This is a genomic window from Peribacillus sp. NPDC096447 (assembly GCF_044762725.1).
Taxonomy (GTDB): Bacteria; Bacillota; Bacilli; order Bacillales; family DSM-1321; genus Peribacillus.
Map to the genome: position 1 here is coordinate 193,093 of NZ_JBIWEV010000003.1, position 19,328 is coordinate 212,420.

Here is a 19,328-nt window from a genome sequence, read left to right on the forward strand (position 1 = left end):
TCAATATTATACGAAGATAGCAAGATTTCTGGTATTTATCGTTGATTGATCAACAATGAATATCCGTTTGGAAAGTTTCCATTTACCTGCTTCGAAAATGAATTCATCATTTCGTTCCCCTGAAATCAAATCATGCTGAATATCCGTGCTGCGGCTCCGATAGATAAGCAGATAGCTCTTGACGACTGCCTTTTCACCTTCAACATAGTCTTTAACGCGTACATTAGAGACAAAACGCCGTGTTCTTGATGGCGGTATTTCCGCCCAAGCATAATCCGTTTTCAAACGATCCACGCGCAGTTTCAGCAGCTCAATATCATCATTAAATGTAAACATTTCCGTTGAATAATCCGGGCGTTCCACCCCTTCTTTATTAACACGTACAGGCATTTGATAACGTAAGCTCGAGTGCATTAAATCGAACCAATCATCAAATTCAATATCATCGAGTAATTGAGCTTCATCATACAGCCACTGTTCAAATTCACATTTAAGCAACATTTTCTCCACATTCATTTCCGTTCCCCCTCCCGCTTATCATTTCGTCATTAACTCCAGCCAGTACTTGTAGAAATTCCGTTGGCTCGCTTCCGTGAATTTATCATCGTAAGCAACACCCGGTCCTATAAAGTCAACTGGTTCACGATGGAGTCCCATTGTATAATTGTAGTTTAAATTCTTTAGGAAAGGCATTGGGCCTTGGGCTGTTTCAGTAATATCCGTAAACACTTCCGTATCATCCTGTTCGAAAATACCGGATGGGCTAAAGGTCAAGATAAATGAATCTCTTGATCTATCTTTCCAGTCTTGGGTTGCGTTCTTTTCCACGAGCATCCAAGCGATCACTTCCATTTGATTGTGACCGATTGGCCGCCACATTCTAATAGAAGTGTTGGAGATGAACTGGTCTTTGATTTTTGTATGGGATATTAAAAATGATAAGTTGGGGAAAACGTTCCCGATCATATTCTTTAAGTTTGATAACACTTCATACTGTTCTTCAGACAAATTAGTTTTAAATTCATCTTTCAATTCTTCCGGGAAAGCGAAGTCAGGGTTAGGTGTCCCTAAGTTCAGTCCATGACCGTTATCCATATGGATTTGAAAACCACGCTTTGAATAGGTAGCATTGGGCACCATGCCCAGTTTTGCAATGGAACCGTGTGTGACCATCGTGTGATAGGAATCACCAACAAAGTTATCGGAACCAACTTTCCAGTTGGATTTAACTATGAATCTTTGCGGGACACCGATAACTTCCATTTCTGCACGTCCTACAAGGATATCCAAATACCATTTTATGTCTCCAAGAAACTCGTCAAGTGGCTCTGCATCTTCATTCCAAGTTCCAAATAAAAGACCTTTATAGGATTCAAGCTTCACTTTGTGAAGGCCCAATTCCGACCGGTCAAGGTTGCCCCCATATATGTCCTTTTGTAATGGCACCCCTACGAGCTCTCCAGTGTTTTTAAAATTAAATCCATGGTAGGGACACGTAAATAATGACTTGTTCCCTTTATCTGCCCGGCATAGTTTCATTCCGCGATGGGTGCACATATTATAAAACGCCCTGATTTCCCCTTCAGCATCACGTGTGATGATGAGCGAGTAGCCAGCTAGTTCACGGGTCATGAAGTCTCCTTTGTTGGGTACTTCAGAATCATGACCGATAAAAACCCAGGTTTTCAAAAACACTTTTTCATGTTCTATATCATAAACCTTTGGGTCTCCAAGGAGGTATGCAGGTATAACGCCTTCCTCTGGTTTAACCGTTTCGTTCAAATAGTTAACAACTTGCTGTTTTGACATTTCTTCTAAGGACTTATCTGTTTTAAGCATACTTTTTCTCTCCCTTCCAAGCTTTACATCAAAATTCTTTACCCGATTTGAACGCACTTTTCCTTATTTTGCAGAGTAGCCAATACACTTAATGCCGCTAGATAACTCGTTTTCGGATTATTTGGCATCGGATCATTCTCCACTTCCAGTTTCAGTTTCCCGAACGAACCTGACGCTTCTATCAGGTGAATGTTCTTTAACACATTAGGATCGGCAATGATTTTCACTTTCGTCTTTTCAGATCCAAGACCAGCCAAAGACAGCACAATCGCAACATTAATGTTTCTCGGAAACTGTTTGATCGCTTCTGCAGCAGATCCTTCAAATAATACCGTTTCTTCTATCACTGAAGACCCAGCAGGCAATGCGCTTGGCGGTTTTCTTGTGGTGATGCAAACAGATTCAAGGCCATTCACCGCTTTTGCCGATTTAAGTACATCGAGACCCCCAATCGCACCAGACGGAAGGAGAATATTCACGTTATTCATTTTGCAAATCCGGTTTGATTGTTCTTCAAAGGCAGAATTCGCCATCACGCCAATGCTGCTCAGCAAGAGATCCTTCCCGCTTTTAAGCACTTTCAATGCATACTCTTCAGCTGCTTCAATCGTTGCAGCCTCTATGACCATATCTACATCGGATTTAAGGAGTTCGTCGACATCACTAAATGACTGTGTCCTGAATTCTTCTGCTAGCTGTGCCGCGATTTCTTCACGGCGGGCATAAATCGAAACGATTTTCCCACCTGGAAGAAGCCCGTCGTTATTAATGGCCTGAAGCAGAAATTTCCCGATATTACCGCACCCGATTAAACCTAACTTCATGTAGTTTCATCCTTCCTCAATCAGCAAACCCGTATGAGTCCGCAAAGAATTCCAACCCGCAATGTCTTGTTTCCCGCGAAACACCACTTTCTTTTAAGCCAGGGAAATCCAGAGCCAAGTCGCTGAAAACGGTATGATTATTATGGAAAACCGCACCAGCTTCAAGGCGATCTGCCATTTCGACAGCGATATCTTCATTCTCGGTCCAAACAGATGCACGCAGCGCAAACTCACTATCATTCGCTAATTTTACAGCTTCATCAATATCATTGAAAGGTAAAATTGGAATGATGGGTCCGAATTGTTCTACCCGAACCAATTCGCTCTGTTGATCGACGCCAGTAATAATGGAAGGTAGCATATAATAACCTTTATCCCAAGTTTCCGGATTCAGCTGAATGCCGGTGGTGATTATATTTCCTCCTGACTTAGCGGTACGTTCGATCAAGCCATTCACAAAATCATATTGTGCTTTATTATTCAATGGACCCATAGTTACATCTGGCTGAATGCCATCACCAATTACCATCCGGCTAAACTCTTTGGTCAGCTTTTCCACAACCTCATCATAACGTGATTCTTGGACATACACTCTTTTTACAGCAGAACAGACCTGACCCGCTGCTCGTAAAATCCCCATCCTCAAACGTTTGATAGCCGCTTCATCCATATTGGCATCTTCCAAGATGATTGCAGGATCATTGCCGCCAAGTTCCATATATACTTTTTGCAGATTTCCAGCTGATTTCTGCATGATATCTTTTCCGGTTTCCGTACTTCCGACAAACGCCAATGTCCGTACGCGTGAATCGGAACATAGTGTATCGCCGATTGCTTTTCCTGATCCTGAGACTATATTGATGACTCCTGGAGGAAAATGTTCGGCAACTACTTTTAAACAGGTCATAATCGTTAAAGGACAATTAGTTGCAGGTTTTACGACAACGGCATTGCCTGCCAAAACAGCAGGAATGACCCTTTTAAATGTTAATATCATCGGAGAATTCCACGGTGTGATGATGGCCGTGACACCTCTTGCCCTTCTTCGGATTTGGACTTTTTGGTTTCCTGAAACCACTTCAGGCTTCCACCAATCAAGTAACTCAGCTGCACAGCCCTTCATGACTTCAACACAGCGCAGTAAATCCTTTTTGGCTTCAACAAGTGTTTTGCCATTTTCACGTACAAACACTGTAACATTTTCCTCGATAACTTTTGAAAGTTCTTCTGCCGCAGTGTTCATCCGGTTAGCCCGTTCCCCGATATCAGAGCGGGACCACGTTTCAAAAGCATTTTCTGCAGCTTCAATCGCGTCATTCACGATTTCTTCAGAGCATTTTGCCACCTGGCCAACTACTTCGGATGTATTTGCCGGATTTACTACATCGACTTTTTCCGGTAATTCTATCCATTCTCCATTAACTAGATATTTTCCTGAAACAAATGGGTATGTCGAAATCATTCTCAATCCTCCTTATAGTTTTTTGGGCTTAAATGCTTCCGCAGCTCCTGGCGGTCCGCCAAATGGCTTGGCCATTGGCCCCACAGCCTCCATATCAACAACGATCATTGAAGGTTTACGTCTTTCTTTTGCCTTTTTCAGTTCGGATATGAATTCATCTCCAGAACCAATACGTACTGCATCAAAATGCATGGACTCAGCCAATTTCACAAAATCAGGACTCAATAAATCCACGGCTACCTGCCGACCATATGCGGCTGTTTGAATGTTGCGAAGAACCCCATAGCCTGAGTCATCGAACAATACGATGATAACTGGTAAGTTTTCTTCGGCTGCCGTGACCATTTCCCCGACATTCACCATAAACCCTCCGTCTCCAGCCATCAGAACGACAGTTTTATCTTGACACCCCATTTGGGCACCGATTGCTGTTGGAAGACCTTGACCGATTCCGCCGCCTGATGCATGAATGGATGTTCTCGGTTCATAGATTTCAAATAAACGGCTGCCCCAAACGTTTGCCTGTACGGTTACATCACGAACTAAAATGGTATCCTCTGGTAATATCTCCCTCATACCATCTACAAATTGCTCATAAGGTCCAAGCGTTTCCCTGAGTTGGGCGCGCACTTCATTTCTAAGCGAAAGAACTTCTTCTAAATAAGAAGGCTCCGCATGAACTGAATGTTCTTCGAGCTTTTGAATGATGGCAGCTAACATATCTTTTGCATCGCCAACCAAACCTATAGTTGCTTTATAGTTCCTGTTAATGGCCTGCCAATCAGCATCGATCGCTATATGTTCTTGTGGCACAGGCACTTTCCAGTTGGATGTTTCATTCCCCCTAAACCTTACACCTACACTAATCAATAAATCAGCATTTCTTAAAAACTCTTTTGTTGTTTCATATGCAGCAAAATGTCCGATGCATTGTTCATGGTTTTCTGGAATCGAACCTTTTCCTGACTGACTGGTTATAACCGCTGCACCAAGGATTTCCGCTAATTTTCGGAGCTCTTTCGAAGCATTGGCACTGATGACTCCGCCACCGGCCCATATTACAGGACGGCGTGCCCCAACCATTTTTTGCACGGCTTGTTCAGGAATGAATGGCAATGGATTTGTTTCAGATGTTGAAGCTGGTAGCCCTTCTAGTGAAAGATCTTCTATGATCGCCGATTGATAGTCAATGGGAATTTCCAATGTAACCGGACCCGTTGGTGCAGTTAACGCTTCTTGGATCGCCTTCCTTACAACCGCGGCACATTGCTCAGGGTTTCTAAGCCTCACTGCATTTTTACATGCTCCGCTCATCATTGATAGCTGGTCTTTACACTCATGTATGTATCCTTTGCCTGTACCAAGATAAGAAGAAGCCACCTCACCGGTAAGATGAAGAAGGGGGACGCCAGCTGCCCACGCTTCCACCAGGGAACCAGCAGCATTTCCTGCCCCTGTTCCAGTACTGGTAATCACAACACCCAATTTCCCAGTGGCACGGGCATAGCCATCAGCCATGTTTACGGCACCGCTCTCACCGCGTGAACAAATGAGTTTGATGCTCCCTTCTCTAAGAATTGCATCATAGATGGGCATATTGTGAATACTGACAATCCCGAAAGCAGTTTCAACTCCTGCTTGAACCAGCTCCTTTACGATGGAATCGGCGGTCGTAAACTCTATTTCTTCTTGTATTTTCATCGCGTTATCCTACCTTTTTAGTAATATATTTAAAGTGCCTTTCCGATCGCTCCTGCCGTCTCAATCGTCGAACCTGCTACATAACTTGCTTTGTCTGAAGCAAGGAAAACAATGACACTGGCCACTTCTTCCGCTTCCCCTACGCGTCCGAGAGGGATATTCCGTTTTTTCGCAAGGTCTCCGTAATATTCTTCAGGGTCCATATCGGGCGCATTTTTCAATCTTCTTCGCTCCCATTGATCGGTCCGGATCAATCCAAGACTCACTGAGTTTACCAATATATTGTCAAAAGCCAATTCCTGGGATAAAGTTTTGCTTAAATTAAGGAGACCAGCCCTTGCTGCTGCAGTCGCTACCATATGACGTTCAGGTTCTTTAGCGAGGGTTGCATTAATATTAATAATCCGCCCTCCTCCCCTTTTCACTAAATGAGGATGCGAAGCACGAACAGCATATATGATGGCAAAGAATTTTAACTGAATCTGTTCTTCCCACTGCTCATCCGTTATGTCAAAAAAGTGACCCATCACGCTTTGACCGGCTGCATTCACCAATATATCGATTCCGCCAAACCTCTCAGCGGTACCATTAATGAAAGAATCTACATCCGATTTTGAGGTGACATCACATGTTGATGCAAAAATATCTGCCTTTTCACCAAATGAGAGCAAATGACTTTGTGCATTTTCCATACGCTCTGCACTTCTGCCGCATATAGCCACTTTCGCTCCTTCAGCTAAAAACATTTCTGCAGTTTTTAATCCCACGCCCGACGTGCCGCCCATAATGACAGCCACTTTTCCTTGCAATCCTAAATCCACTCTCTTCACTCCTTTTCAAAGCCATTTTCCTCAAACGCTGTAACTACGCGCAAGAATAATGGGAGGAAATCAAAATCCTCCTCATTTTTTTGCCAAGACAGAACCATCTATATGAGAATCAACCCAGCCTGGATCGGGATCGCCTCCCATTGCTTTGCGGGCTTCAGGTTTCGGCGGCCCTGCAATCCCCCACTGATCCATTAAATGCGGGACCCGTTTCCATACTCGTGCTCTCCACTCAGATTCATCTTCGATCGTTTCCAGATAACATGTATACTCCATAACAAAACCGCCTGGGTCTTGAAAATAACAGAAAATATTGTCTCCAGGCCCATGACGTCCAGGTCCCCAAAGTTCTGACAAGCCTGATTTTCGCACATTGCTTATTCCTCGCATCAATTCATCCACGGAATCGACTTCGTATGCGATATGATTGACTGACGCATGCTCATCTTGATTGAAGGCAATGGAGTGATGTTTCCTGTTGCATCGCAGGAATGACATTTGGTGCTCACTCCAATCAGTAACTTTAAAACCAAGTACATCCGTATAAAACTCAACGATCATATCTAAGTTCTTCGTGTTCATTACAACATGGTTCAATTTCACTGGGTCAACATTTTTCTTGCTCCAAATAGACGTTTGTACTTCCACCCAAGCTGAAAGCTCAATCACGCGGTTTTCCGGATCAATAAACCGGAGGCCATAACCGGCACCTGCTTCATCCAAATATCCAGGCGGTTCAATAATTCGAACGCCCTTCGATTGTAATATCCCTGCTGCACGATCCACCGCATTTTTATCGACCATGCCAAAAGCTATATGATGCAAACCACGTTTTTCTCCCTTGTGAAGGCTTAAAATATGATGTTCCGGTCCAGCCCCGCGGAAATAAACCGTATTCTCCTCTTCCGGAACATCCACTCTATCCAGTCCCCAAACCTTTTCATAAAACTCTGCTTGATCGTCGAAATTCGGAGTTATCATGCTTATATGTCGTAAATGAGTAATCCCAAGCATTTTTTATACCTCCCATAATTTAATTGGACTTTAGATAAATTGCATTGGCCATATTTAACAATCTAATCGAAAAGGGCGCCTCATTAATTTTCATAATGCAGGTGCCCTTCTCAGCTAAATGATCACTCTTTAATAATGGCTTCTCTTTCTTTAGCGCGTTGTTTACGCAGTTCTTCGAGGTCACTGCCTTCAGGATAAGTCGGCAAGTTAGGTTTCACTGCCCCTAGCATCACGAGCATCCGCGCCTCCACATCACCATCATTCCTAATTCCCCGATAAACCCCTGGTGGGCTGCTGATGCAATCTCTTGCACTTAATTTAATTTCATGAACTTCACTGTAGCTATCCTCTTGAATTAATGCCGTGACTTCACCCTCAAGAATGAAAAACACTTCTTCAACATCGTCGTGAAGGTGCAAAGGACCGATACATCCCGGAGGAAGCACCATTGTACTTAAAGTGAAATGTACACCTGCAATTACATTCGTATCATTATTGGCAGTGGCTCCACGTCCGATATATCTCATCTGTGCACGTCTATAAGCGGGATCGATTTCTTCTTGGAACTTCAAGACATCCCAATCAAGCGAACGGTCTTTCAATCGGGCAACATATTTTTTTTCAAAATCCTTCACTGAAAAAGCTTCTTTTGTCATTTTAAAATTCCTCCCTTATTTGTTGTTTCTAAACCGTATTATGTTTCATAAGCAAAACACTGTTTTGTCTATGAATTAAGTCTAAAATGAAAACGCTTCATTGTCAACGAATTTTTAGAATATTTAAAACTATTTTTATAATCCGTGTGTTCATCATTTTGCGATAAGCTTGTAATGATTTAATCTACTATCCGCCTTTCTTCAAAAAAAAAGTGTGGATACCCTATTGGGAGATCCACACTTTCTAGAAAAGTTATTCACTTAATAATAGATTGGCACTTTTAAATTGTTCAGACATCTTCGTGTTGATACGGCTTAACCCCACTATATCCCATATAAACGGATAACTGCCGAGAAACTTCCAACAATTTCGGCAAGGCAATTTTATCGATAAAATCCTCCTGGTAAGCAGACTCTGTTGCCACGACATTCAATGCAGCTAATACTTTCCCAGTCCTGTCAAAAATAGGAGCGGCAACAGAACGGATTCCAGGATGGAATTCCCCGCTTGTCATCGAATAGCCATTCTGCCGAATCGATTCCAGCTGTTTTTGAAATTCACCCGGCGCGGTGAGTGTTTTATCTGTATAAGGAGTTAGATTTGAAATTTTAAACATTTGCATCAGCATTTCTTTCGGTTGATATGCCAAAAGTAATTTTCCATTGGCCAAAGCATGTGCGGGCAGCCGCAAACCTATGTTCACATTGACAGCGGATACGCCTCTGATTGGGGCACTTCCAACATAAACAACTTCCTGTCCATCCAAAATTGAAAGATGGCAGGAGGCTCCGATTTCATCACGCAAAGTCTCCATATAAGGCTGGACAATTTCCTGGAATTTCAAGCTGTTCAAATAGCTAAATCCCAATTCAAGAACCTTTGGCGTTAAACTATAACGTTTCGTATGTTCATCCTGAGACAAATAACCAATATTTTGTAATGTGAATAATAAACGATATGGTACCGTTCTGCTTACTCCCAGTTGTTTTGCAATTTCTGAAAGAGACAAACTAGGCTGTACTTCATTAAAGAGCTTAATGATTTCCAACCCTCTAACCAATGAATTAGCACTATATTTCTCTTTCTCTTTTTCTTCGCTTGCCATTCGAGTATTCCCCCCGTTGTGAATAAATCTCATTTTCTCCTGACTATAACACTTTCAGTAAAGCTTTCTTCAGACCTAGAAAGAAGAACTTGCAGTATATGTACATCTTTTTCTGTGTTTGCTGAATGCTTTTGATGCATACTTAATGGTTGCAAACCTGTTGTAAGTAGCATCCGTACACCCCAAGATCCTGCTGATACTTAAATGGCCGGTCTTCCGGTACAATGGAAAACCCGGAATTAGGCATCAATTTTTAAAATATTCTTGTCTCACTATCAGGTCTGACCTGATTCAGTTCACCACACAAGACCAATATCGGGACAGATATTGAAGATAGGATGTCCATTTGATTTAAATTTGATAAAGAGAATTGAAATGACCGGTATCCTGACGTAAGCAATTGCGCTTCCTTAACTAGACAGAAACATTTGGCGCCAGTAGCGCACATATGATCACATTTCGATGGATTGTAATCACTTCAGAAGTTTCCGTTTACTTTCTATCATACTAACAACAGCTGCTCCACGAGTCACATCAGATATAATCAACACTTTCACCACTTCCGGAAAACGGCTTGTAAAAGCCGAGAGCGATAACAGAGCCGGTGTCTCCTTGTTTCCCAAGCACTGTAAGATAACAAGCTCATTCCTAACTGATAATGAATCGGGCAGTTCTTCTAATTGGCAACCATTTCTACCTCGCAATCCTTTACTCTTCATGTATAAATAGAATAGTGTATATGTGTCAATTAAAGCATATTTACATATATAAAACTATTTGGAAGGCCTAGCTTAATTCACTTATCAATAGAAAAGCTTGTTGTTATATAACCAAATATAACCAATTATACAAGTAAAAACAAATAAAGAATTTTAATACATCGATATTCTCTACCCAATCACGGAATTTTCCAATATTAAGTATTTCATATATAAAACAATATAAATGAATTATAGATTTTCCTGATTTTAAATTCAATATCAACAAGTCAGAATTTTTAATAATTTGATAATAATTTGTTTTTTTGACACAAAGAATTAGATTTACATACATTATAAGTCCTTGCTTGATAGAGATCCATTTACTCAAAAAAGATGAAACAGAGTTCGATTTTTTACTGAAAGCGCTTATAAGATTGTTTATTCTAAAAATATAAAATTGTCAAAATATTAAATTGACAATCAAATTATTTTAATTTATCGTTAAGAAAGTAAAACTTTGTTTTCCTTACAAAACACTTCTGTTCCTTTTTATCTATCAAATTTATAATGAAAGGCGGGAAATATCAAAACTGGTACCTTTCTAAAGGGATAACCGTAAAACACTTATTCTCTAATGTAAGTGTTTTAAGGAATGTTAAAAAGCGATAAGGAGATGGTATTATGTTAAATGGGCAAAAAAGATGGTTGTATATTGCCGTTCCAATTTTTTTCTTTTGGTTTTTCGGACAAATTGATAAAGTTGGCATTTCCATCATTCAAACAGATCCGGAATTCTTGCATGCACTCGGTATTACAGGCGATGACAAAAATGCAAAGATCGGTCTTCTATCATTTGTATTCACCATTGCTTATGGAGTTTCAAATCTTTTTTGGGGCTTCATCATTGATAAATTAGGTGCACGTAAAACAGCAATCGCCGGTTTATTCGTTTGGACACTCACGATGATCACGTCAGGTCTGGCAAATTCATATGAAATGTTTTTAATAAGCAGGATCATTCTTGGTTTTGGTGAGGGGATGATGATTCCGGTTTCCGGAAAATTCATTTCTAACTGGTTTAATAAACGGGAATTGGGGAGGGCCCAGGCATCTTGGCTTACCGGAAACTATTTAGGACCGGCAATGGGAGCCATTTTCTTGGTGCTCGTGATATCTTTACTCCACTGGCAAGCAGCTTTCTTTATGCTTGCAGCTTTCAACTTATTTATAAATATCCCTATGTTCATCTTTATGACAAGGAATACACCAGAAGAGCACCCCTGGATAAGTAAGGAGGAATTGGCTTTCATTCGCCAAACGGATGATGAAGTGACAGAAACCGCCCGCTCCGAGAACAAGAGTTTCGCTCAAGATTATCGTTTCTGGATTGTTTGGTTCGGCATGCTCGTATGCTCCTTCTTATTTTTCGGAATCAGCATTTGGCTTCCTACCTACCTCATTGAGGCAAAAGGATTCGAAAAGGAAGGAATGTCGAGCATTACTTCACTTTCCTGGCTATTCGCTTTAGGATTTGTCTTGGCGTGCGGTTTTCTGGCTGACAAAACCAGACGTCCAAGTTTGATGGCCACGATTCTATTTTCATTGACGGCTGTCTTTTTGACTGTAGCTGTCTTCATCCCCAATCCTATTTTGGCAGGACTATGCATGGGACTGGCAATGGGATGTCAAGGCGGTGTGTTCCATCTAAGTAATATGCTCATGGTAAAATACTCAACACCTGAAACCGCAGGACGAGCCGCTGGTCTAATTGGATTCACGAATATCATGGGCGGCTTTTCGAGCTATATCATGGGATGGCTTCGTGACTTGTCTGGCGGGGACTTCAGTTCATCGATCGCCATGCTGATTTTTACAGCCTTCTTAGGTTTGGCAGCTTATTTATTCTCCATTAAGAGAGAATCCGCAGAACTGCGCTTATCTCCTATACCTGTACAAAAGATACAAGCATGAAGTCGTTGCAAAATCAGTTTTTCACCTAAATCAACAAAAAAACCCTTGAATTATCAAGGGTTTTTTTGTGCCGACTTAACAGCAAGTCGGTACAATAACGTTCTTTTTGCATTTCCCGATGAAATTTTCCACCGCTTACTCCGAATCACTCCTTTATTTGTATAAATATGTCGATAGTTAAAATATTCAAAAAATGATATTTTTTTGAATACCCATGTTATATTGTTAATGGAAAAAAATACTTGTCAAGTAAGGTGAGTGTGTGAATATAGAAGTTTTAATTCTCCATTATATTCAGGAAAAACGTCAAAAGCCTAACCATGCCAATGAATTATTGGATTATATTCAGAATGAATATGTAAACGGGAAGCTGTCAATCTTGCAATATAGAAGTCTCTGTCACGACTTATATCTTCGAGGAGCCAAACAAACGTCTCCTGGATGAAACTACACCCTTGTCACTAGTCATACTACTTTCAATTGTGAATAGTTTCTGTTTTTTCCGCAACGACCTATCTTTAAGAGTAAAGCCGGTCATTTTCTCCCTCCCCAGTATGTTCATAACTAAATAAAAGCCTCCGTGATCTGTCACCCCAAGACAGTTCACGGAGGTAAATGCAACTTAATCAGACATTGCAACAATTTTCTTTAATTAAATGAATATATCGAAAATTAAAACCAAACCGAATGCCACGAAGGAAAGTAAGGTTTCCATGACTGTCCAAGTTTTGAAAGTTTCTTTAACGGTTAATCCCATGTATTCTTTTACTAACCAGAAACCGGCGTCATTAACATGGGAGAACATAAGTGAGCCTGCTCCCGTGGCAATAACGAGCAATTCAAGATTAACACCCGTCATATTGGCAACGACCGGTGAAACGATTCCTGCTGCCGTGGTCAAAGCGACGGTTGCAGAACCTGTGGCAATCCGAATCAGTCCGGCCACAAGAAATGCAAGAACGATCGGTGATAAAGAAATTTCTTCAGACATGGAAGCGATCGCAGTCCCTACGCCACTATCAATCAAAATTTGCTTGAATCCTCCGCCAGCACCGATAATAAGAATTATGGAAGCTAATGGCAATAAGCATTCTTCCGTCAACTTTTTAATTAGTGATTTGTCCATACCCTGTCTGTAGCCCAAGAAATAGTATGCTGCAAAACAGGAGATTAATAGGGCGATCACTGGACTTCCGATAAACAATAAGAATTTTTCAATGGAACCCGGTATCGCCAGATAAGGCGCCACTACCGTTAAAACCATCAACAATACCGGCAAAAGGATGATGAAGAACGAAACTCCAGTGCCTGGTAATCCACTTGACTTTGTTTCCACCCGGATCAATTCCGGTTCTTTAACAGGAATGACCCGTTTATGAATCCATTTTGCAAATAGAGGTCCCGCAATTACAGCAGTCGGGAATGCGATGATCAATGAATACAGAAGTACTTGTCCCATGTTAGCATTATAAATTCCAATGGCTGTCATGGCTCCAGGATGCGGAGGTACCAGCCCATGTACGATCGATAAACCAGCAAGTACTGGAATACCAATTAACAAGATGTTCACTTTGGTAGATTTCCGAATGGAAATGACCAAAGGAAGCAATATTACTAAACCAACCTCGAAAAATACCGGAATGCCGATGATGAAACCAGATAAAAGCATGGCCCATGGCAGTTTTTTCACGCCGAATTTATTAATGAAAAAGTCAGCAACCTGCATACCGGCTCCAGAGTCGGACATCATCTTTCCTAAGATGGTACCTAAGGCCAATATTCCAATAAGGTGACCAAGGACCGCTCCGACACCTGTTTCATATGCCCCAACAATCTTGTCCATTGGCAGTCCAGAAAAGACCGCTAAAAATAAACTGGCTACAGTCAAGCTAATGAATGCATGCCATTTCCACCATGATACCCCCAAAATAACTATTACGATTGCTATCAGCGTGATTCCTAATAAATATAGATCCATATGTTCTCCCCATTCCCAAGAAATCGCTTACAATCAAACCAATACAATAAATGGGATTATTGTACCGGCTCGTTATATGTCACAATGTAGTTCTGTCTAGCCGTGTTGTAATATCCTTCACTGTATTCCATAACATTTCCGTCCCCATCACTGGAAATCCGAATCCTCTTTAGTACTGGACTATTGTTTTCGATTTTCAGTGTTTCGCAAATGTGATCCGGAGCGATAGCAACGGCAAACTCATCTCTGAATGTTTCAAGTTTGACGTTTTGATCTTCCAAAAATCGGTACAAAGAATTGATCTGGACCTCTTTCATATCTTCTTCGTTCATATCGAGTGAAATATAATGCGTAAAGTAAATATAAGGTTCATTGTCCAATAAATATATCCGTTCGATACTTATGCAATGGTCACCAAATAAAGAATGCAGCTTAGAGTCTGAAGAAAGGTCAACATGACTTATGTTTAACACCTTTTTTAAAATGGAGTGCCCTTCCTCCACCAACAGCTCTGTGAAACGCTTTCCTTTGGAAAGTTTGACAATCGCACCATTAGCTATGACCCTAGTGCCTTTGCCGCTTTTCTTTTCAACATAGCCCTCTTGCACGAGTTCTTTGATTGCATTACGGACAGTGACCTTACTTACGTTAAATTCTTCTTCCAAAAGAGGCTCAGAGGGAATGTTTGTGTCAATGGCATAAACCCCATGTAAAATACGATCCTTTAATATTTCTTTTATTTGTAAATACATCGGTCCATTTTTTCTGTTCACATTCATTCCTAATCTCCTGCCTTTATCTCTTAATATCTTCCATTTTACCTTCCATTGCCGAGAGTATCTCCTTTTCGGTTGCCAATGGAGTATCTCCAACGACAGTACACGCCAGCATTCCTGAAACAGCCGCAAACCGAACTGTCTTTTCAGGGGAATATCCTAGCAATTCGCCATGTAGGATTCCACTTGTGTAAGCATCGCCTGAACCTATTCTATCATATACGGAAAATGATAGGATATCGGAAAAGTAAAATGTCTCTTCCTTGTATATATACCCCCTCAATGTATGGCTATTATCACTGTTGATTGAACGATGTGTCCCTGCTATCGATTGAATATTGAATTTCTTGGCTACTTCAGGGATCAACTCAATAAGCTGCTCTTCCCTTGTGGAGCCTTCTGACTTCATTCCTAAAATATATAGGGCGTCTTTCTCATTCATCATGACGATATCAGCCAGAGAAAGCATTTCTTCATAATGAGGCTTTGCGTCAGCGTAACCTCCCTCCCATAAAGAGGGACGGTAATTGCAATCGAAACAGACTGTACCGCCTTTCTCTTTGACTTTTCCAGCCAGCGCCTTCATACTTTCCCGTACATTTTCCGCCATTGCAAGCGTGATTCCGCAAAAATGGATGATATCCGTACTTTCCGAAATCCTATCCATATCATAATCGGATAAGGTGGCTGTATTAAAACTGCTTTCCAGTCGATTGGAATATGTGACACGGCTCGACCGCTGTCCAAAACCATTTTCCAAAAAGTACATCCCCATGTATTTGCCGCCTCTGGAGATGAAGCTCCTTCCAATTCCTAAGCGCTGCAAAGCTGAAATCGCTGAATCCCCAAGGGGGTTATCCGGTAACTTGGTCACGACATCCCCCTCATGTCCAAGCTTTGTCATCGCAGAAGCTACGTTTACTCCCGTGCCTGAAAAGGAGTATTGCAGAGTGTTAGCCTGTGATAGCAATTCATACCCTGGTACCTGCAAACGCATCATAACTTCCCCGAATGCCACAATCCTTTTAGGCATATTTTTCAACCAATTTTTTTGTTATGGCCAATAATTCCCGTACATCCTCACCATTCGTTTTACCAGTCTCTTCATCGATGATGGAAGAATATACATGGGGAATGACTTTAGGCACTTTTGCTTCTAATGCAATTTCTAAAATGGTCTCGAAATTATTCAAATCGATTCCACCTGTTGGTTCCAAAGCAAATCCCTCTTCACCACAAGCTTTTGCCACAGCACGATATTCATCTTCATGCTTCAGGCCTTTCATCGGAAAGTATTTTAATGCATTTCCTCCCATATCGCGAACAAGCGCAATGGCAGCTTTGATAGGCACAATGGCAGTTTCACTTGCACCTGCACTTACTGGACCAGTGGAGATATTCACATAACCGACTTTCCCAGTTGGAGAAACAAGTGAATTGATCCAACTATCCTTCTCACCTAAATTGGCCCTCGTAGCACCAACAGCCGGAAAAACCTGGTTAATATGACTGCCTGGATAGTATTTTGCTATTTCTGCGACAACTGCTGCCTGTCTATTATCGCCCGCGCCCAATCCTATTGAAACGGCCTCATCAATGGCTTCCCCGTATTCTTTCATTGCTGTAACACCAGCTTCCACAGTTGGATAATCTTTTGAGAGTACGCCAACCAATACATGGCCTTCCGCCGCTTCAAAGACTTCCACTGCATTTTCTACACTATTTGCAAGTACATTTAAGGCTACACGATCATTCAATAACCGTTTGTTTATGTTTGTCATCCTTGTTTTCCTCCTAATATGGTTCTTAATTGTGCTTCAATGACATGTATATCATCACCTTGCAATGGACGCGGATCTATATCGAAAAACCCTTGCCGTATCCCATAATCACGTGTATAAATGGCAATATCCCCATTTCTGAGCTGCTCGTTCACTTCTTTCGCCGTTGTTTCCGTTATCAAAGGATCAATGGAAATACGGGCTCTATATATGGCACGGCCGGCTTCATCCTGCACTATCGTTACTTTTACGCCATCAATGGAGTCAAGTGATGTGAGAACTTGTAAACTAGCTTTTTCTTTTTCGCTATTATCTGTCTTGACAAAATACTCATCCAATGCCTGAAGCAGCCCAAAGGTAGTTTCCTTTCCAACCTTCATGCTCCTTCCGATACAGTGCAGTTGAACCTTTACCCATTCGATATACTTTTTTCCGCCAGTAACGATACCTGATGTGGGTCCTTCAATGGCTTTTGATCCACTATAGATCGCCAAGTCGGAGAATTGTACATATTTTTCCAAATCCTCCTCGGCTGCTGCATCGATAATCAGAGGGATGCTATTCTTTTTGGCCACTTCCCATGCTTCTTCGACCGATATCATATTTTTCTGGACAGCATGATGCGATTTCACATATAAAATGGCGGCAGTATTTTCATTTATGGCATCCGCAATATGTTCTGCCTTCCCTTCATTTGCATACCCAACTTCAACCAACTTTCCGCCACCAAGGTAAATCATGGTTTCAACCGGTGCACCATACTGAACGTTATGGCCTTTCAGCATGATGATTTCATTCTTTTGAATAAGGTCTTGATGAAGCCTTTCACTTTTCCTTCTGTTTCCTTCAGTCACGATCGCCGCTACGGAAAGCGCAATTCCACTTGATGCTGAGTTTACGACGACCGCTGCTTCAGAATGAAGCAAATTCGCTATATGCTGGCCTGACTTATCGACTAAATCAGAAATTTCAACATAATTTTGCCCACCTTTTTTCATCGCGTCCATCACTGTGTCAGTTGGGGCAGAAACCCCTAATATGCTCATTCTTCCGCTTGCATTTATGACTCTTTTCAAGCCGTATTTAGCATTCAATGAATTCTCCATTTATAACCACTCCTTTAACAACAACTCTTTTTTCTGCCATCCTTTTTTCGCCGTCGGAATCCAATAAAAGGGTCTGTTCATTCTCAATCGAGAATAAGGTTAAGTTTGCAATATCCCCAGTTGAAATCCTGCCAAGCTCTGGTTTATGCAACCAAGCTGCTGCATTGACCGTAACGGCATCTATTACTTCTTTTAATGGATAACCGAGGTACAAAAATTTTGTAAGCACATTTGCCATATTAAAAACTGGCCCATTCTCTCTGTTTTTACGATATATATCCGTACTGATCGTATTGAAACGGATTCCCCGCTTTTTTGCCATTTCGGCAGTTTTAAAAGAAAAGCTTGCCGTTCCATGACCTACATCCAAATGAACACCACGTTCAATCGCCTTACTTAACTCAGGCAGTGGCTCTTCTCTTACGTCAAATAAATTATTCGCTTTACCATTTAAGAAATGTGTAATAATGTCCTTTTCCTCAAGTAAATCAAGGACTTCCTTAATATCAGGCGGCCCTGAACCGATATGGACCATTAATGGTAAACCAGTTTCAGCCGAGAACTTCCTAGCGATCTTTAATGGCTCGACACCATTTGGACCAACCACACTTTTACTTATTCTCGCTTTAAGTCCAACGACAAAATCCCCGTACTTGGAAATTGCCTTCCTTAATTCCCCTTCGTCCAGCCATGAAATATCCGATAACTCATCAATCCTTTTCAATCCAATCCGTGAAATATTCAGAAAGGCGAAAACATTCGTTTTGGAATTTTCACAACTGCTAACCAGATCAGATATCCTATCTGCCCCCGTGCTTCCTGCATCAATGACCGTTGTTACACCAGTTTTATATCCAATCTCATCAACCTCATCACCATAAGGATCGAATTCCGGGAAAGCATGTACATGCATATCAATCCATCCGCTCGAAACAAAAACTTTTTGATCATAATCTATTATCTTATCCCCTGTTGCAGTTCCGGGAAGTGCGATTTCTTTAATCATCCCATTTTCCAGTATGATGTCCGCTGCATTTCCCTCTAACATCTTTACATTCCTCAGAACTAACGTATCTGTCATCTCCCTCATCCTTTTCGATACTTCCTATCGATTGCAAGTACTTTGTATACGGTTACATTGAATCGTATGAGAATTCATTTCATTTCATTTCATTTCATTTCATTTCATTTCTCTTTACAAAAATAGATTATCATATTTTTTCGAACTAATCAATATAACGTTATAATGTTTGATTTAAATTTACAGAATTTTTAATAGATCATCGTTTGTTTTTCGATGTGCTTCTTAGTTTCTTCATATAATATGATCTCATTAGGTTTTTAAAAATTTTTCGTGCTATTCATAAAAAAAGGAGGGAGTAAAAACAGATTGTTTTTACTCCCTCCTTTTATTTTTTTAAGAGTTGTTACAAATAACCAATGCTGTAAGTTCCTACTCTAATTATCCGGAAATGGTGCTTTTAAAAACAAACTCAAAAAGATTTTAAGGGTTTGAACAGTTTGGACAATTTGAACGTTGCCTCCAAACAATCGCTCCAATCAACTTTGTTTCAAAATTTAGATAG

Annotated in this window: 18 protein-coding genes; 2 read left to right on the plus strand and 16 right to left on the minus strand. The window is 41.1% G+C overall.

Annotation, left to right across the window (positions count from 1 at the left end; all coding sequences use genetic code 11):
- Positions 1-6: 6 nt before the first annotated feature.
- The 10 genes from ACIQZD_RS12175 to ACIQZD_RS12220 all read right to left on the minus strand — a co-directional run bounded on the left by ACIQZD_RS12175 (position 7) and on the right by ACIQZD_RS12220 (position 10,133).
- Positions 7-516 carry an aromatic-ring-hydroxylating dioxygenase subunit beta gene (locus ACIQZD_RS12175; protein WP_402902586.1) on the minus strand — a complete coding sequence of 170 codons (510 nt, stop codon included), beginning with the start codon at positions 514-516 and terminating at the stop codon, positions 7-9.
- Positions 517-537: 21 nt separating this feature from the next.
- Positions 538-1,839, minus strand: coding sequence for an aromatic ring-hydroxylating oxygenase subunit alpha (locus ACIQZD_RS12180; RefSeq protein WP_402902589.1), 1,302 nt, complete (start codon positions 1,837-1,839; stop codon positions 538-540).
- 38 nt (positions 1,840-1,877) lie between these two features.
- Complete coding sequence (gene nadX, locus ACIQZD_RS12185) at positions 1,878-2,663, minus strand: aspartate dehydrogenase (protein ID WP_402902591.1); 786 nt, start codon at positions 2,661-2,663, stop codon at positions 1,878-1,880.
- 16 nt (positions 2,664-2,679) lie between these two features.
- The gene (locus ACIQZD_RS12190; RefSeq protein WP_402902594.1) at positions 2,680-4,125 is read right to left on the minus strand and encodes an aldehyde dehydrogenase family protein; all 1,446 of its coding nucleotides are present in this window, start codon (positions 4,123-4,125) and stop codon (positions 2,680-2,682) included.
- A 12-nt stretch (positions 4,126-4,137) separates the two neighbouring features.
- Positions 4,138-5,826 carry a thiamine pyrophosphate-binding protein gene (locus ACIQZD_RS12195; RefSeq protein ID WP_402902597.1) on the minus strand — a complete coding sequence of 563 codons (1,689 nt, stop codon included), beginning with the start codon at positions 5,824-5,826 and terminating at the stop codon, positions 4,138-4,140.
- Positions 5,827-5,855: 29 nt separating this feature from the next.
- Positions 5,856-6,647, minus strand: a complete 792-nt coding sequence (locus tag ACIQZD_RS12200) for an SDR family oxidoreductase (RefSeq protein WP_402902600.1) — start codon at positions 6,645-6,647, stop codon at positions 5,856-5,858.
- A gap of 81 nt (positions 6,648-6,728) precedes the next feature.
- Complete coding sequence (locus ACIQZD_RS12205; protein ID WP_402902603.1) at positions 6,729-7,667, minus strand: VOC family protein; 939 nt, start codon at positions 7,665-7,667, stop codon at positions 6,729-6,731.
- 122 nt (positions 7,668-7,789) lie between these two features.
- Positions 7,790-8,323: a cupin domain-containing protein gene (locus ACIQZD_RS12210; protein WP_402841450.1), complete on the minus strand. Its 534-nt coding sequence runs from the start codon at positions 8,321-8,323 to the stop codon at positions 7,790-7,792.
- Between the two features lie 290 nt (positions 8,324-8,613).
- The gene (locus tag ACIQZD_RS12215; RefSeq protein WP_137020733.1) at positions 8,614-9,429 is read right to left on the minus strand and encodes an IclR family transcriptional regulator; all 816 of its coding nucleotides are present in this window, start codon (positions 9,427-9,429) and stop codon (positions 8,614-8,616) included.
- Positions 9,430-9,902: 473 nt separating this feature from the next.
- Entirely contained in the window at positions 9,903-10,133 is a 231-nt protein-coding gene (locus ACIQZD_RS12220) for a hypothetical protein (RefSeq protein WP_402902607.1), read from the minus strand.
- Between the two features lie 678 nt (positions 10,134-10,811).
- On the opposite strand from ACIQZD_RS12220, the gene ACIQZD_RS12225 reads away from it, so the two are divergent.
- Both ACIQZD_RS12225 and yppF read left to right on the plus strand, forming a co-directional pair.
- Entirely contained in the window at positions 10,812-12,101 is a 1,290-nt protein-coding gene (locus tag ACIQZD_RS12225) for an MFS transporter (protein ID WP_402902609.1), read from the plus strand.
- 262 nt (positions 12,102-12,363) lie between these two features.
- Positions 12,364-12,546, plus strand: a complete 183-nt coding sequence (gene yppF, locus ACIQZD_RS12230; protein WP_402902612.1) for a YppF family protein — start codon at positions 12,364-12,366, stop codon at positions 12,544-12,546.
- A gap of 207 nt (positions 12,547-12,753) precedes the next feature.
- Here yppF and ACIQZD_RS12235 read toward each other — a convergent pair whose 3' ends face one another.
- The 6 genes from ACIQZD_RS12235 to ACIQZD_RS12260 are packed head-to-tail and all read right to left on the minus strand — an operon-like array spanning position 12,754 to position 18,823.
- Positions 12,754-14,079, minus strand: coding sequence for a GntT/GntP/DsdX family permease (locus ACIQZD_RS12235; RefSeq protein WP_402902615.1), 1,326 nt, complete (start codon positions 14,077-14,079; stop codon positions 12,754-12,756).
- A 56-nt stretch (positions 14,080-14,135) separates the two neighbouring features.
- Positions 14,136-14,858, minus strand: coding sequence for a GntR family transcriptional regulator (locus ACIQZD_RS12240; protein WP_402902618.1), 723 nt, complete (start codon positions 14,856-14,858; stop codon positions 14,136-14,138).
- A 16-nt stretch (positions 14,859-14,874) separates the two neighbouring features.
- Positions 14,875-15,888: a sugar kinase gene (locus ACIQZD_RS12245; protein WP_402902620.1), complete on the minus strand. Its 1,014-nt coding sequence runs from the start codon at positions 15,886-15,888 to the stop codon at positions 14,875-14,877.
- Positions 15,881-16,636: a 2-dehydro-3-deoxy-phosphogluconate aldolase gene (gene dagF / locus ACIQZD_RS12250; RefSeq protein ID WP_402902623.1), complete on the minus strand. Its 756-nt coding sequence runs from the start codon at positions 16,634-16,636 to the stop codon at positions 15,881-15,883. The genes ACIQZD_RS12245 and dagF overlap by 8 nt, the downstream gene beginning before the upstream one ends.
- Positions 16,633-17,742 carry a DgaE family pyridoxal phosphate-dependent ammonia lyase gene (locus ACIQZD_RS12255; RefSeq protein ID WP_402902626.1) on the minus strand — a complete coding sequence of 370 codons (1,110 nt, stop codon included), beginning with the start codon at positions 17,740-17,742 and terminating at the stop codon, positions 16,633-16,635. The genes dagF and ACIQZD_RS12255 overlap by 4 nt, the downstream gene beginning before the upstream one ends.
- Positions 17,720-18,823 carry an amidohydrolase/deacetylase family metallohydrolase gene (locus tag ACIQZD_RS12260; RefSeq protein ID WP_402902629.1) on the minus strand — a complete coding sequence of 368 codons (1,104 nt, stop codon included), beginning with the start codon at positions 18,821-18,823 and terminating at the stop codon, positions 17,720-17,722. The genes ACIQZD_RS12255 and ACIQZD_RS12260 overlap by 23 nt, the downstream gene beginning before the upstream one ends.
- Positions 18,824-19,328: the final 505 nt, after the last annotated feature.